The 17676-nt window shown below is 35.3% G+C and carries 13 protein-coding genes and 1 pseudogene; all 14 read left to right on the forward strand.

Features of this window, described 5'->3' with window-relative positions:
• Positions 1–248 precede the first annotated feature (248 nt).
• Positions 249–695, forward strand: a complete 447-nt coding sequence (locus ACZ1HD_RS00920; protein WP_472688371.1) for a CshA/CshB family fibrillar adhesin-related protein — start codon at positions 249–251, stop codon at positions 693–695.
• Positions 670–1245, forward strand: a complete 576-nt coding sequence (locus ACZ1HD_RS00925) for a DUF11 domain-containing protein (RefSeq protein ID WP_472688372.1) — start codon at positions 670–672, stop codon at positions 1243–1245. The genes ACZ1HD_RS00920 and ACZ1HD_RS00925 overlap by 26 nt, the downstream gene beginning before the upstream one ends.
• Positions 1246–1516: 271 nt before the next feature.
• Positions 1517–3727: a beta strand repeat-containing protein gene (locus ACZ1HD_RS00930; protein WP_472688373.1), complete on the forward strand. Its 2211-nt coding sequence runs from the start codon at positions 1517–1519 to the stop codon at positions 3725–3727.
• Positions 3728–4453: 726 nt separating this feature from the next.
• A complete protein-coding gene (locus ACZ1HD_RS00935; protein ID WP_472688374.1) occupies positions 4454–5368 on the forward strand; it encodes a hypothetical protein in 915 nt (304 codons plus the stop codon).
• Positions 5369–5611: 243 nt separating this feature from the next.
• The gene (locus ACZ1HD_RS00940) at positions 5612–5764 is read left to right on the forward strand and encodes a hypothetical protein (protein ID WP_472688375.1); all 153 of its coding nucleotides are present in this window, start codon (positions 5612–5614) and stop codon (positions 5762–5764) included.
• 19 nt (positions 5765–5783) lie between these two features.
• The gene (locus ACZ1HD_RS00945) at positions 5784–9389 is read left to right on the forward strand and encodes a beta strand repeat-containing protein (RefSeq protein WP_472688376.1); all 3606 of its coding nucleotides are present in this window, start codon (positions 5784–5786) and stop codon (positions 9387–9389) included.
• Entirely contained in the window at positions 9385–10050 is a 666-nt protein-coding gene (locus tag ACZ1HD_RS00950; protein WP_472689417.1) for a tandem-95 repeat protein, read from the forward strand. Before ACZ1HD_RS00945 ends, ACZ1HD_RS00950 begins: the two co-directional genes overlap by 5 nt.
• The gene (locus ACZ1HD_RS00955) at positions 10046–11089 is read left to right on the forward strand and encodes an Ig-like domain-containing protein (protein WP_472689418.1); all 1044 of its coding nucleotides are present in this window, start codon (positions 10046–10048) and stop codon (positions 11087–11089) included. Before ACZ1HD_RS00950 ends, ACZ1HD_RS00955 begins: the two co-directional genes overlap by 5 nt.
• Before the next feature lie 26 nt (positions 11090–11115).
• A complete protein-coding gene (locus ACZ1HD_RS00960; RefSeq protein ID WP_472689419.1) occupies positions 11116–11406 on the forward strand; it encodes an Ig-like domain-containing protein in 291 nt (96 codons plus the stop codon).
• Between the two features lie 35 nt (positions 11407–11441).
• Positions 11442–12215: a tandem-95 repeat protein gene (locus ACZ1HD_RS00965; protein ID WP_472689420.1), complete on the forward strand. Its 774-nt coding sequence runs from the start codon at positions 11442–11444 to the stop codon at positions 12213–12215.
• A complete protein-coding gene (locus tag ACZ1HD_RS00970; RefSeq protein ID WP_472688377.1) occupies positions 12139–12387 on the forward strand; it encodes a cadherin-like domain-containing protein in 249 nt (82 codons plus the stop codon). The genes ACZ1HD_RS00965 and ACZ1HD_RS00970 overlap by 77 nt, the downstream gene beginning before the upstream one ends.
• An 83-nt stretch (positions 12388–12470) precedes the next feature.
• Complete coding sequence (locus tag ACZ1HD_RS00975) at positions 12471–13877, forward strand: tandem-95 repeat protein (protein ID WP_472688378.1); 1407 nt, start codon at positions 12471–12473, stop codon at positions 13875–13877.
• Positions 13874–14053 (forward strand): annotated as a pseudogene (locus ACZ1HD_RS00980) (cadherin-like domain-containing protein); the annotation flags it as partial. The gene ACZ1HD_RS00975 and the pseudogene ACZ1HD_RS00980, both read left to right, overlap by 4 nt.
• Before the next feature lie 15 nt (positions 14054–14068).
• On the forward strand, positions 14069–17671 hold the full coding sequence (locus tag ACZ1HD_RS00985) for a beta strand repeat-containing protein (protein ID WP_472688379.1): 3603 nt from the start codon (positions 14069–14071) through the stop codon (positions 17669–17671).
• Positions 17672–17676 lie beyond the last annotated feature (5 nt).

Below are 17676 nucleotides of genomic sequence, written 5' to 3' on the forward strand. Positions count from 1 at the left end.
CCTAGTTATGCAAACTCAACATCAGGTACTGGAGCTTTTCAAGATCAATTATATATTTTTAATTGGTCAGACATCGGAGGCTCCTTAAATAATGGGGATACACAAACTTTTACCATTAATAATCTTATTATTACTGCTACTTTTTCTAATGTTGTTGCAACAGGGGGAGGGGTAAATACTAGCGATTTAAAAACTTGGCCTCAAGCTTTAATTGGAGACTTATATAATACTTCGGTACACAAGAAAGTTTGTATGGAGATGCTGCAACTACTTCTTTTTCGTTTACTGTTGATTTTACTGCTACCAAAAATGGGATGCCATATCCTTTAGATATTATAGCAATAGACTCTGAAAGTACAACAGCAGCTGGAGGCGAATCTATAATTTTTGATTCTAATGGAGGAAACTGGACATTTCTAGAAGGGAATATTGGTCTTGGAGGAACAACATTTGGAGACTTTACGACCAGTAATCAAAGATTAACAGTAGTAGATACTTTTGATGATGATGATCGAGGGAATAGTTTATATTTTTCTAAAAATTCAACATCAATTAACGTTTCTGTAAATAGTCCGGGTACTGCTCAACAAGCTGTAGCTTTTGGTATTTATCTTTATTGTGATACAGACAATGACGGTATTATAGATTCTTTTGACACAGATTCAGACAATGACGGATGTCCGAGATGCAATTGAAGGTGCAGCAACATTAACTTTAGATAAATTATCAACTTTAACAGGTGGTAGTGTTGGTGGAAGTTCACAAAATTTAGGGGCTAATGTAGATGCAAGCGGAAGTCCTATTGTTAGTGGCCAAGGAGCAACTGGTTTTACTCAAGCTTCTACAAACGATGTTAAAGATGCAAATGTAAGTTTAGCTTGTGCTATAGATTTAAACATAACAAAAAAGGTTGATAAACCAATTTTAAAGATTGGTGAAACAGTAATATTTACATTGGTGTTAACTAACTCGGGGCCTCAACCTGCAACAAATGTTCAGGTAAGAGATTTACTTCCAGCAGGTTTAACATACAATGCAGCAAGTTCTGTAATTGCAACAAATACAACTTACAACCCAACAACTGGTATTTGGGATTTAAGTTCTCTTACAATAGGAATTAATGACTCTGTAGAACTTAAAATAGCAGCAACAATAAATACTTTAGGTGTAATTATTACAAACAATACAGAAATCTTTTCTACATCAGAAACAGATAAAGATTCTACACCTAACAGTAATAATTAAAAAATAAATTTAAAAAGATGGAAAAAATGTACACACTTTTCAACTTGAAAAATAAATTTAGTAAAAAGACAAGGCAGTTATTTCTGCTTGTCGCATTCTTATTTATTTCAATTAGCGCAAGTTTCGCTCAAACGATTACAATTGTGCCAAATGCAACTACTCCAGACGGAAGTAAAAATGCCGGCGATATAATTAATTATAGCGTTGCGGTATATAATTCGGTGCAATTCCTTTAAATAATGTAGCGATTTCAAGCTCTAAAGGAACTGCTATGACATTAAATAGCGGAGACTTAAATAACAATAGTATTTTAGATGCAGATGAGAGCTGGGTGTACACAGGTTCTTACACAATTACTGCAGCAGATATTACAGCTACAAAAGTAGATAATGTATTTAGTGTTACAAGTACAGAAATTACTACGGCAGAAACTGCAGCTCATACAGAAAATGTTCATGAAGATGATATTTCATTTGCATCAGTATTTGCAATATCAAATATTGTTGCAACAAATGATGATTTTTCAGCAACAGCTGTAAATGGTATTAATGGCGGAACTGCTGGTAATGTTTTTATAAATGATACAATAGATGGTGTAACAGCAACTTCTACCAATGTTACAGTCTCATTAATAGATTTAGACGGCTTAACCGGTGCTACAATTAATGCAGATGGTTTAGTATCTGTACCAGCAAATTCTGCAACAGGAAGTTATACATTAGTTTATAAAATTTGTGATAGTTCAAATGCAAATAATTGCGAAACTGCACAAATTATTGTAGTTGTAGATGGAGATACAGATGGTGACGGAGTTTTAGATTCTGTGGATGAATGTAATGGTTTTGATGATAATTTAGATAACGATAATGATGGTGTTGCAGATGGTTGTGATTTAGATGATGATAATGATGGTATTTTAGATTCGGCAGAAAATGCGTCAAGCGGAGACCCGATTGTTGATACTAATGATAACGGAGTTTTAGATTACCAAGATCCTGCAATTTCCGGTTTTGTAGATTCAAATTCTGATAACATAGACGATAGATATGATATAGATTTAGACGGAACTATAGATCAATTTGATACAGATGCAGATGGTGATGGTTGTAACGATGTATTAGAAGCTGGTCATACAGAAAGCTCAACAATGCCCGGAGAAGTTCAGGGTTCAGGTTATAACGCAACAAACGGTAGAGTTACAGGTTTTACAACGGCATATACAGGTACAAATACAAATGTTTCAACGGCAGGTACAGCAGCTTCTATAACTGCTCAGCCACCAAACAGAAATATTTTAGTTGGAGAAAACACTACTTTTACGGTAACTACAGATGGTACAATTTTTCAATGGGAGATTAGTACAGATGGTGGTACAGTTTACAATACTGTTTTGGACGGTGGTGTTTATTCCGGTACAGCTACAAATACATTAACTATTACAGGTGTAACAAGTGCGCAGAATAATTACAAATATAGAGTTGTTGTTTCTAAATCTACTTATGCTTGTCCTACAATTTCAGATGCAGGTACATTAACTGTTTTTACAAATGATCCGCCAGTAGCAAGTAGCAACGCAATTACTGTTGCAGAAGAAAGTACGGGTACATCATTAGGTTTAACGGCGCCTTCAGATCCAGATGCAAATGCAATTACAATAACAGTTACAGGTTTGCCAAATTTAGGAATTGTTAAAAAAGCAAACGGAGACGTTGTTGCAAACAATTCTAATTTAACTCCAGCAGAGGTAGATGGTCTAATTTATGATGCACCAACAGCTTACGACGGAGTAGCAGATCCGGGAGAATTTACGTACACAGTTTCAGACGGAATAGCAGCACCAGTAACAGGCACAGCAGATATAACAATAACAGCTGTAAACGATTTACCAGTTGCAAATTCAGACGCAGGAACTGCATTAGAAGATAACCCTGTTAATATTGCAACAATTGGTAATAATGATACAGATGAAGATGGCAATGTTGTGCCATCAACAATAATTTTAATAGATCCTACAGATGCAGGAAATACAGGAGAAACAGGAAATCCTTTAGTAATTGCAGGTAAAGGAACTTACACTGTAGATGCTGCAGGTAATGTAACTTTTACTCCTGAAGATAATTTTAATGGCGATGCAGACATCAACTATACAATAAATGATGATAGTGGTTTTGCATCTAATGAAGCTTTACTAGATATTTCAATAACATCTGTAAATGACGTTCCTGAAGCAAATGCAGATGTAAATTCAACTACAGAAAACACAACATTAACAGTTAATGCTGCAAACGGAGTTTTAAATAATGACTCTGACGTTGATGCAGGAACCACTTTAAATGTAACCACTTTTACTATTGCAGGAGACGCAACAAATTATAACGCAGGACAAACTGCAACTATTGCAGGAGTTGGTACTTTGCAAATTAATTCTGATGGTAGTTATGAGTTTGTTCCGACAGCAAATTATTCGGGCCAGTACCAGTAACAACATATAACATTACAGATAATAACCCCGGAACACCAGGAACAGCTTCATCAACATTAACAATTACAATAAATGTAGATTCAGATAATGATGGTGTAGCAGATATAGCAGATTTAGATTCTGATAATGATGGAATTTTAGATACTGTTGAAGGATTAGGTACAGATCCAACTGCTGATGCAGATAATGATGGAACTCCAAATTACTTAGATGCAGATTCTGGAACATTAGACGGAAACGGTATCGTTGCAGGTTTTGATTTTGATGGTGACGGAATTCCAAATCACTTAGATTTAGATTCAGATAACGATGCTATTCCAGATGTTTTAGAAGCGGGTTATGCAGACACAAATAATGACGGTATTGCAGATGCAGCAGCAGTTAGTGTTGGTGCAAACGGTTTTGCAGATGGTTTAGAAACTGCCGCAGAAAGTGGTGTTGCAGCAAATAATCCAATAAATACAGATGCTGCATCAGATATAAATACAAACTTATTTAACTTTTTAGATAGAGATTCAGATAACGACGGTATTTCAGATACAGAAGAAGCTTTTTCTAATAATATAACTTATAATGATACCGCTAACGATGGTATTGTAGATGGTTTTGTTGATGCAAACAATAATGGTTGGCATGACACTATAGATAATGAAGGAACTTTTCCAACATTTTTAAATTCAGATACAGATACAATTCCTAATTATTTAGATTTAGATTCAGATGGCGATGGATTACCGAGATACTTTTGAAGGGAATTTTCAAGTAACAGATGGAGATAATAATGGTATTGTTGGTACAGGAATACCAGCAGATGCAGATGCAGATGGTTTAGCAGATACTAATGACCCAGATTCTGCTGGTAATATTTTAGGAGGTTTTGGATTTAATCAAGATAGAGACGGTGATGGTGTAAAAAATTATTTAGATATAGATATTGATAATGACGGAATTATTGATAATATAGAAGGACAATCAACTACAGGTTATATTGCTCCTTCAGGAGTAGATACAGACGGCGATGGTTTAGATAATAATTATGATGTAGATAACGGAGGAACAGGAATTGGTTATACAAACACAGATGGTGGTTCTGCACCAGATTACGCAGATACAGATTCTGAAAATGATGGGATATTTGATATTTCTGAGAACAATATAGACAATTCTATAGATGCTGTTTTAGATGCAGATGCAAATGGAATTATAGATCCAGCTAATTTTACAGATTCAGATAATGATGGTTTAGCAGATATTTTTGATAATGTTTCAGGAATATCAACAGCAAATAATGCAACAAACGGAGATCAATCTGGCGTAAATGGTGGTGCAAAAACACAGCCAGATACAGATCCTATTGGAGGAGATAGAGACTGGAGAGAGTCTTCTACTCAAGATAATGATGGTGACGGAATTAATGACATCGTAGATTTAGATGATGATAACGATGGTATTTTAGATGTTGATGAAGATTTTAATGAAGATGGTGATAATAATCCAAGAACAAATCCGTCTGATAAAGATGGAGATGGGATACCTAATTATTTTGATTTAGATTCAGATAATGACGGTATTACAGATTACATTGAAGCAGGAGGAACAGATGACCCGAAGGAAATGGACAACCAGGAACAGGTGTTTTAGATAGTACAGAAGTAAATTCTAAAGGAATTCCTTTAGCAGTTTCACCGAGACACAGCAACAACAGGAACTAGCGAGACTTCAAGTTTAACAATACCAAATACTGCAGGAGCAGACAATCCTAACTTTGTAGATTTAGATTCTGATAATGACGGAATAACAGATGTAATTGAAGCCGGAGGAATAGATCCAGATGGAGATGGAAGATATGGTGCAGGGTCGTTAAATGATGTAGATTCTGATGGGTTGATAGATGCAATTGACCCTTATGATGATAGAAATGGTAACGCAGATACTGCTTTAAACCCAGGTGAAAAATTAACAATACCTAATACAGACGGAGATAGTTTACCAAATTATCTAGATTTAGATTCAGATGATGATTCTATTCCGAGATAATGTAGAGGCACAAAGTACTTTGGGTTACATTCTACCAGCAGCAAATGATACAGATGAAGATGGTTTAAATGATGCTTATGATTCTACAAACGGAGTTGGAACTGCTGTTGTTCCTGTTGATACAGATAATGACGGAACACCAGATTATTTAGATTTAGACTCAGATAACGATACTTTAAAAGATATTGTAGAGGTAGGAAATGCTGCATTAGATACTAATGGAGATGGAAAAACTAACGGAACTACAGGTGTAAATGGATTAGAAAACACTTCTGAAAGTATAGACGGATATGATGACACTAATGGAATATATAATGACCCAAAAACAGATTTTGCAGATGAAGATGGAGATTTAAATACTGGTGGAGATGTAGATTACAGAGACATTTTAGACAATGATAATGATGGCGTTGCTGATGCTTTAGATTTAGATGATGATAATGATGGTATTTTAGATACAGCTGAAACGCCAGGTAATGTAGATCCAGACGCAGATTCAGATAATGATGGAACTCCAGATTATAAAGATCCAGATTATTTAGGTTTTGTTGATACAAATTCAGACGGAATTAACGATAATTTCGATACAGATTTAGATGGTACACCTGATCATCAAGATACAGATTCAGACAACGATTCTTGTCCGGATGTAAGAGAAGCAGGTCATATAGAAAGTACTACAAAATCAGGAGAAGTAGCAGGTACAGGTTATGCCACAAATGGTACGGTTACAGGTGCTACTACTTCATATTCAGGTAGTAATACAAATGTTACTACAGCTGGTACACCAGTAGTAATTAGTCAGCAACCTCAAGATCAATCTGGTTTTATTCAAGGTAGTGTAACTTTTGAAGTAACATCAACAGGTAATGTTTTTCAATGGCAAGAAAGTACAGATGGTGGTTCTACTTTTACAAATATTACCAACGGAGGTAAATATGCAGGAGCAACTACAAATTCTTTAACTATTTCTAACTTATCTACAACAGAAAATAATTACCAATATCAGGTAATTGTTTCTAAAACAGATTATAGTTGTGAAACCCCATCAACACCACCAGCAACATTAACGGTAAACAATAATCCACCAGTTGCTGTAGATGATTTAAACAATACAACAAATGAAGATACAGTTATAACAGTTGCAACAATTGTAGCGAATGATACAGATGTAGAAGATACAAATCCAGATCCATCAACAGTAATTTTAATAGATCCAAACAATACTTCAAATACAGGTTCAACAGGTACACCATTAGTTATAGCTAATATTGGTTCTTATGAGGTTGATCCTTTAGGAAATGTAAAATTCACACCAGTTTTAAATTACAATGGTGCGGCAAACATTAATTATACTGTAAAAGATAGTAATAATAATGTTTCTAATGAGGCTGTAATAGGAATTACAGTTACTGATGTAAATGATGCGCCAATTGCTAATAATGATACTTCTTCTGGTTTAGAAGGAGCAACACAAACTTTAACAACAATAGGAGCAAATGATACAGATGTAGACGGTACAATAGACGCTTCAACTGTTACTTTAATTGATCCAAATAATGCAGCGAATACAGGTTCTAATGGAGATCCTTTAGTAATTGCAAATGTTGGTACCTATTCGGTAAATGCTTTAGGAACAGTAACTTTTGTTCCTTTAGAAAACTTTAACGGATCTGCAGATATTTTATATACAGTTAAAGATGATGATGATTTAGTTTCTAATCAAGCTACTTTAGATATTTCGGTAACACCGGTAAATGACGCACCAGTTGCAAATCCAGATTCTGCAACAGAAGAAGAAGAGGTTACTATAAATGTAAATACTGTAAATGGTTTATTAAATAATGACTCAGATGTAGATGCCAATCCATTATCAATAACTCAATATGTAGTCGACGGAATAACAGTTCCTGTTGCAGCAGGTTCACCAGGAGTAAGAGCTATACCAAATGTAGGAACGTTAACAGTAAACTCAGATGGTAGTTATAGTTTTGTGCCCTTAGCTGATTATAACGGATCGGTGCCACAAGTAACATACACAGTAACTGATGGAGAAAACACAGCAAACAGCACATTAAATATAACAGTAACACCAGTAAATGATGCGCCAGTAGCTGTTGATGATACATATACAACAAATGAAGATACAGCTGTAACCTTATTACCATTAACAGGAGATGATGATGTAGACGGAGACACAATCTCAATTACAAGTATCAACGGAACAGCATTAACACCAGGAACAGCACAAAGCATTACAGTTCCAGATGGAACCGTAACAGTTTCAGCCGCAGGAGCGATTAGTTTTAAAGGAGATGCGAATTACAACGGAACCTCAACATTTGCTTATGTAATAAGTGATGGTAACGGAGAAACAGCCACTGCAAATGAGATTATTACAATTCAAGCAGTAAATGATGCGCCAGTAGCAAATCCAGATGTTGCCACAGTAAATGAAGATGTAACATTAACAGTAGCAAAAGCAGACGGATTAATAGATGATAATGATACAGATATTGATGCAGATACGTTAACTGTTACTCAATATGTAGTTGGCGGAATAACAGTTCCGGTTGCAGCAGGCTCACCAGGAGTAAGAGCAATACCAAATGTAGGAACGTTAACAGTAAACTCAGATGGTAGTTATAGTTTTGTACCCTTAGCTGATTATAACGGATCAGTACCACAAGTAACATACACAGTAAGTGATGGAGAAAACACAGCAAACAGTACATTAAATATAACAGTAACACCAGTAAATGATGCGCCAGTAGCTGTTGATGATACATATACAACAAATGAAGATACAGCTGTAACCTTATTACCATTAACAGGAGATGATGATGTAGACGGAGATACGATTTCAATTACAAGTATCAACGGAACAGCATTAACACCAGGAACAGCACAAAGCATTACAGTTCCAGATGGAACCGTAACAGTTTCAGCAGCAGGAGCAATTAGTTTTAAAGCAGATGCGAATTACAACGGAACCTCAACATTTGCTTATGTAATAAGTGATGGTAACGGACAAACAGCCACTGCGAATGAGATTATTACAATTGATGCAGTAAATGATGCGCCACTAGCAAATCCAGATGTTGCCACAGTAAATGAAGATGTAACTTTAACAGTAGCAAAAGCAGACGGATTAATAGATGATAATGATACAGATATTGATGCAGACACGTTAACTGTTACTCAATATGTAGTTGGCGGAATAACAGTTCCGGTTGCAGCAGGCTCACCAGGAGTAAGAGTAATACCAAATGTAGGAACGTTGACAGTAAACTCAGATGGTAGCTATACATTTGTACCAGAGGAAGATTATAACGGATCGGTACCACAAGTAACATACACAGTAAGTGATGGAGAAAACACAGCAAACAGCACATTAAATATAACAGTAACACCAGTAAATGATGCGCCAGTAGCTGTTGATGATACATATACAACAAATGAAGATACAGCTGTAACCTTATTACCATTAACAGGAGATGATGATGTAGACGGAGATACGATTTCAATTACAAGTATCAACGGAACAGCATTAACACCAGGAACAGCACAAAGCATTACAGTTCCGAGATGGAACCGTAACAGTTTCAGCAGCAGGAGCAATTAGTTTTAAAGCAGATGCGAATTACAACGGAACCTCAACATTTGCTTATGTAATAAGTGATGGTAACGGACAAACAGCCACTGCGAATGAGATTATTACAATTGATGCAGTAAATGATGCGCCACTAGCAAATCCAGATGTTGCCACAGTAAATGAAGATGTAACTTTAACAGTAGCAAAAGCAGACGGATTAATAGATGATAATGATACAGATATTGATGCAGACACGTTAACTGTTACTCAATATGTAGTTGGCGGAATAACAGTTCCGGTTGCAGCAGGCTCACCAGGAGTAAGAGTAATACCAAATGTAGGAACGTTGACAGTAAACTCAGATGGTAGCTATACATTTGTACCAGAGGAAGATTATAACGGATCGGTACCACAAGTAACATACACAGTAAGTGATGGAGAAAACACAGCAAACAGCACATTAAATATAACAGTAACACCAGTAAATGATGCGCCAGTAGCTGTTGATGATACATATACAACAAATGAAGATACAGCTGTAACCTTATTACCATTAACAGGAGATGATGATGTAGACGGAGATACGATTTCAATTACAAGTATCAACGGAACAGCATTAACACCAGGAACAGCACAAAGCATTACAGTTCCGAGATGGAACCGTAACAGTTTCAGCAGCAGGAGCAATTAGTTTTAAAGCAGATGCGAATTACAACGGAACCTCAACATTTGCTTATGTAATAAATGATGGTAACGGACAAACAGCCACTGCGAATGAGATTATTACAATTAAAGCAGTAAATGATGCGCCAGTAGCAAATCCAGATGTTGCCACAGTAAATGAAGATGTAACATTAACAGTCTTAAAAGCAGACGGATTAATAGATGATAATGATACAGATATTGATGGAGATACGTTAACTGTTACTCAATATGTAGTTGGCGGAATAACAGTTCCGGTTACAGCAGGCTCACCAGGAGTAAGAGCAATACCAAATGTAGGAACGTTAACAGTAAATTCAGATGGTAGCTATACATTTGTACCAGAGGAAGATTATAACGGATCGGTACCACAAGTAACATATACTGTAAGTGACGGAACAAACACAGCAAACAGCACATTAAATATAACAGTAACACCAGTAAATGATGCGCCAGTTGCTAATAATGATTCAGCAGGTACAGATCCAGGAGTTGCAATAGATATTCCGGTATTATCAAATGATGATGATTTAGACGGAGACACGATTTCTGTAAGTAGTATTACAGTTCAGCCAGCGAACGGTACTGCAAGTATAAATCCTAATGGTACAGTTAAATATACACCAAATACTGGATTTAATAACGGGTCTGATAGTTTTACGTATGAAATATCAGACGGAAATGGAGGCACAGATACAGCAGTTGTAAATGTAACAGTTCCTATTTCACCATTTCCACCTGTTGCAAATCCAGATTCAAATTCTACTTTAGAAGATATTACATTAACGGTTTCAGCTGCAAACGGAGTTTTAAAGAATGATACCGACGGTAACTTAGATACTTTATCTGTTGTAAGTTTTTCTGTAGATGGTATTCCTGGTTCTAAATTAGCAGGCGAAACATCAGTTATTCCAGCGGTAGGTTCTTTAAAAATTAATGCAGACGGAAGTTATGAATTTATACCAGCATTAAATTATAATGGAGATATACCTCAAGTAACATATGTTGTAACAGATAATTCGGTTTAACAACAGATGCATCTCGTACACTAGATATAGAAGTAACACCAGTAAACGATACACCAGTTGCAGAAAACGACACTAATACAACAAATGAAGATACAGTTTTAAATGTAACTGCTGCAAATGGAGTTTTAGATAATGATGATGATTTAGACGGAGATGCAATTTCTGTAAAAGAATTTGAAATTAACGGTACAGTTAGTACTGCAGGAACAACTGTAACGGTTACAGAAGGTACACTAACACTTTTAAGTGATGGTAGTTACACTTTTTCACCAGCTACAGATTTTAATGGAAGCTTTCCGAAGTTACTTATACATTAACAGACGGTACTGTTGATGTAGATGCAACATTAAATATTTCTGTAACACCGGTAAATGATCCGCCAGTAGCAGTAGATAATTTAGGGAATTCAGGAAATGAAGATAACCCAATTACTGTAACAGCAATTGGTGCCAATGATACAGATGATGGTTCTGTAGATCCATCAACAATAAGACTTATAGATCCAAGCAACGCTTCTAATTTTGGAGACTCTTCGAATCCATTAATAATTGCAAATGTGGGTACTTATACGGTTAATAACAACGGAGACGTCTTGTTTTCTCCAGTAGCCAATTTTAATGGAAATGCAAATATTAAATATACAATTAGAGATAATGAAGGTTTAGTTTCTGCAAATCAAGCTACAATTGGAATTACTATTAACGGAACAAATGATGTTCCTGTTGCAACAGCCGATGTAAATTCTGTTGATGAAGGAAACACACTAAATGTAAATGCAACAAACGGTGTTCTAAGTAATGATTCTGATGTTGACGGAAATCCTTTAATGGTAACACAGATTTCTATTGATGGAACTACATACTTAGCAGGTAATACAGCTTCTATTACAGAAGGAGATTTAGTAGTTAATTCTGATGGTAGTTATACTTTAACTCCTGCAACAAACTTTAATGGAGTTATTCCGAAAGTTACTTATACTGTTTCAGACGGTATAACAACTACAACATCTACATTAGATATTACAGTAAACCCTATTAATGATAGGCCGGATGCAAATCCGAGATGTAAACAGTACTTTAGAAGATACATTATTATCTGTAGCAGCAGCAAACGGAGTTTTAAATAATGATTCTGATGTTGATGGTGATGCAATTTCAGTGACAGCAATTTCTATTGGAGGCACACCTAAAAACGTAGGAGAAGATATTGCTTTAACAGAAGGAACTTTAAAATTAAATGCAAACGGTAGTTATACATTTTTACCAGCATTAAATTTTAACGGGAATGTACCGAAATAACTTACACGGTTTCTGATGGTTCATTAACAGAAACAAGTACATTAAATATTAGTGTAACTCCTGTAAATGATGCGCCAACGGCAGTGTTAGATACAGATACTACATCAGAAGATACAGTATTAACCGTAAATGCAGCAAACGGAGTTTTAAATAATGATTCTGATATTGATGCAGATCCATTAACTGTGTCACAATTTTCTGTTGCTGGTATAACTTACAATGCAGGTGAAACAGCAAACTTTGCAGAAGGTTCAATCAAATTAAATTCTGATGGTAGTTATGAATATACACCTACAACAGATTTCAACGGACCAGTTTCTACAGTTACTTATACTGTTTCTGATGGTACAAATACTTCTAATACAACTTTAAAAATAGAAGTAACACCAATTAATGATGCACCAGATTTAGTAGTAGATACAAATAGTACACAAGAAGATATTCAATTAAATGTATCTGCAATAAACGGAGTTTTAAGTAACGATACAGATAAAGAAAATAATAGCTTAACGGTAACTCAATTTACAGTTAGTGGTACAAATTATACACCAGGAAATACAGCTAACTTAACAGAAGGAACTTTAAGGTTAAATACAGACGGTAGTTATGTTTATACACCAGCAACTAACTTTAATGGTGCGGTGCCAACTGTAACTTATACGGCTACAGATGGTAATGATACTTCAACATCAACTTTAGATATTAATGTTACTCCAATAAACGATTCGCCATTTGCAAACGTAGACACAAATGCAACTAACGAAGATGTTACATTAAATGTTACAGCAGCAAACGGATTATTAAATAATGATTCAGATCCAGAAAATGACCCAATAACTGTAACTAAATTTACAATTGGAGGAACAGAATATACTGCTGGAACTTTAGCAAGTATAACAGAAGGAGATATACAAATAAATGCAGATGGTAGTTATAGTTTTACACCAGCATTAAATTATAATGGCGCTGTTCCTGTAGTTAATTATACTATTACAGATGGTACAAACACAGCTAATAGTACATTAACGTTAACAATAAATGCAACAAATGATGCACCAACAGCAATTTTAGATACAAATTCAACTACAGAAGATGTCGCTTTAAATGTTGTACCAGCAGACGGAGTACTTAAAAATGATTCTGATTTAGATGGAGATGTAATTAATGTAACTGGTTTTGTAGTAGAAACTACATCTTATTTAGCAGGAGAAACTGCAACTACATCAGCAGGAACAATCAAATTAAATTCTGATGGTAGTTATACTTATGTGCCAGCTAGTAACTTTAACGGAGCTGTGCCTCAAGTAACTTATACAATTACAGATGGTGTTTTAACAGCATCTACAACATTAGATATTAACGTAACTGCTGTTAATGATTCGCCAATTGCAAATACAGATACTAATTCAACAGACGAAGATGTTGCAATTAATGTAAATGCTGCAAACGGATTATTGAATAACGATTCTGATCCGAAGGTGATGCTATAACAGTTACTCAATTTACCGTAAACGGTACAGTTTATACAGCGGGTGCAACTGCAACAATAACAGAAGGAGTTTTAAAAATTAATGGAGACGGAAGTTATGACTTTACGCCAGCATTAAATTATAATGGAGCTGTTCCTCTTATTAATTACACAATTTCAGATGGAGCCAATACAGCAAATAGCACTTTAACATTGTCTATTAATCCTGTAAATGATGCGCCAACTGCAATTGCAGATACAGATGAAACAAATGAAGATGTAACCTTAAATGTAGCATCAACAAATGGTGTTCTTACAAATGATTCTGATATTGATACAAATTCAATTACCGTAACGCAATTTGAAATTGGAGGAACAACTGTTCTAGCAGGAAATTCAGTTTCTGTTGCAGAAGGAGATTTAACAATTAATACAGATGGTAGTTATACATTTGTGCCAACACCAAACTTTAACGGGGTTGTACAAACAGCAACTTATACAGTTTCAGACGGAACAGATTCAGCAACATCAACATTAATTATTACAGTAAATCCAACAAATGATACACCAACATTAATTGCAGATACAGATACAACATCAGAAGATGTTACGCTAAGTGTAAACGCAGCTAATGGAGTATTAAACAACGATTCTGATATTGATGGAGATGCATTAACTGTAAGTAAATTTACAGTATCTGGAACATCATACACAGCAGGACAAACTGCTACAATTCCATCAGGAACAATTACTTTAAATACAGATGGTAGTTACGATTATGTGCCAGCTTTAAACTTTAACGGAGCTGTACCATCTGTAACTTACACAGCTACTGATGGTGTAAATACAGCAAACAGTACATTAAAAATTACTGTAACGCCTGTAAATGATAATCCGGTGGCGCTAGATGATACATCATCTACAGATCCAAATATTTCAGTAAATATTCCGGTATTAACAAATGATTCTGATTTAGATGGAGATATTTTATCAATAAGTAATATTACTGTTGCACCAACAAAAGGTACCGCTGTAATTTTTGATAACGGAACTCCTGCAGATACATCAGACGATGTAGTTACATATACACCTCAACCAGGGTTTAACAACGGAACAGACACATTTACTTATGAAATTTCTGATGGAAATGGAGGAACAGATACAGCTGTTGTAACAATTGCAGTGCCACAATCTGCATTCTCTCCGGTTGCAAATCCAGATACTAATCAAACAGATGAAGAAGTTAACTTAGTAGTAGCAGATGCTGATGCAAAAAGTTTAATTAAGAATGATACGGATGCAAATTTAGATGCTATTACAGTAACACAGTTTACTGCAGGAGGTGTAAATTATGCAGCAGGAAGTACAGCTAATTTACCACAAGGTAATTTAACAATTAATGCAGGTGGTGGTTATACTTTTGAACCAGCAACTAATTTTAATGGCGCAGTACCACAAGTAACTTATACAATTACAGATGGTACAGGAACGCCAAACGCAACTAGTACTTTAGATATAACTGTTAATCCTATTAATGATGCTCCGATAGCAAATCAAGATAATGAAACTACTTTAGAAGATACTACGTTAACAGTAAATGCTGCAAACGGAATATTAGATAATGATACAGATATCGATGGAGATGTACTTTCTGTAAAAGAATTTGAAATTGGAGGAACTACTTTTACAGCAGGAACTACTGCAAATGTTACAGAAGGTTCTATAACTATTAATGCAGATGGTAGTTATGTGTTTGTACCAGCATCAGATTCTACTGCAAATTTACCACAAGTAACTTATACAATTACAGACGGTACAATAGATACTGTAACAAGCACATTAGATATAACAGTTACATCTGTTAATGATGCACCAATAGCAGTAAATGATTTAGGAACAACAACATTAGAAGATACTGATGTTACCGTTGTTACAATTGGTAATAATGATACAGATGATGATGCTGTAGATCCATCAACAGTTACTTTAATAGATCCAAACGATCCAACAAATACAGGAAACACTGCAATACCATTATTAATTGCAGGAGTTGGAACTTATTCTGTTGATAATTTAGGAAATGTAACATTTGATCCGGCAGATAATTTTAACGGACCAGCAAATATTAATTATACAATTCAGGATAACGACGGAACGCCATTGACATCAAATGTTGCAACAATCGGAATTACTGTAACATCAGTAAATGATAATCCGTTGGTTGTAGACGAAGTGAATTCGACAACAGAAGATACGCAGTTAATTGTAACCGCAGCAAACGGATTGTTAACCAATGATTCAGATTTAGACGGAGATCCATTAAGTATAGCAACTTTTGAAGTTAGAGGAAACGTTTACACAGCAGGTGAAACGGTAAGTTTAACAGAAGGTTCTATAGAAATTTCATCAGATGGTAGTTATATTTTTACACCAGCAACTAACTTTAACGGAGTAGTACCGCAAATAACATATAATGTTACAGATGGTTCTGCAACAGTTCCTGGAACTTTAGATATAACAGTTACACCTGTTAATGATGCACCAATAGCAGTAAATGATTTAGGAACAACAACATTAGAAGATACCGATGTTACCGTTGCTACAATTGGTAATAATGATACAGATGATGTTGCTGTAGATCCATCAACAGTTACTTTAATAGATCCAAACGATCCAACAAATACAGGAAACACTGCCATACCATTATTAATTGCAGGAGTTGGAACTTATTCTGTTGATAATTTAGGAAATGTAACATTTGATCCGGCAGATAATTTTAACGGACCAGCAAATATTAATTATACAATTCAGGATAACGACGGAACTCCATTGACATCAAATGTTGCAACAATCGGAATTACTGTAACATCAGTAAATGATAATCCGGTGGTTGTAGACGAAGTAAATTCGACAACAGAAGATACGCAGTTAATTGTAACCGCAGCAAACGGATTGTTAACAAATGATTCAGATTTAGACGGAGATCCATTAAGTATAGCAACTTTTGAAGTTAGAGGAAACGTTTACACAGCAGGTGAAACGGTAAGTTTAACAGAAGGTTCTATAGAAATTTCATCAGATGGTAGTTATATTTTTACACCAGCAACTAACTTTAACGGAGTAGTACCGCAAATAACATATAATGTTACAGATGGTTCTGCAACAGTTCCTGGAACTTTAGATATAACAGTTACACCTGTTAATGATGCACCAATAGCAGTAAATGATTTAGGAACAACAACATTAGAAGATACCGATGTTACCGTTGCTACAATTGGTAATAATGATACAGATGATGTTGCTGTAGATCCATCAACAGTTACTTTAATAGATCCAAACGATCCAACAAATACAGGAAACACTGCAATACCATTATTAATTGCAGGAGTTGGAACTTATTCTGTTGATAATTTAGGAAATGTAACATTTGATCCGGCAGATAATTTTAACGGACCAGCAAATATTAATTATACAATTCAGGATAACGACGGAACGCCATTGACATCAAATGTTGCAACAATCGGAATTACAGTAACATCAGTAAATGATAATCCGGTAGTTGTAGACGAAGTAAATTCGACAACAGAAGATGCGCAGTTAATTGTAACTGCAGCAAACGGATTGTTAACAAATGATTCAGATTTAGACGGAGATCCATTAAGTATAGCAGCTTTTGTTGTAGATGGTACAACTTATGGCGCTGGTGAAACCGCAACTTTTACAGAAGGAGTTTTAAAAATTACTTCTGATGGAGGTTACACATTTACGCCAGCATCTAATTTTAACGGTACGGTACCGAAATTACATACAATGTAACAGAT

It is taken from the genome of Polaribacter sp. HA6-7 (assembly GCF_055693625.1).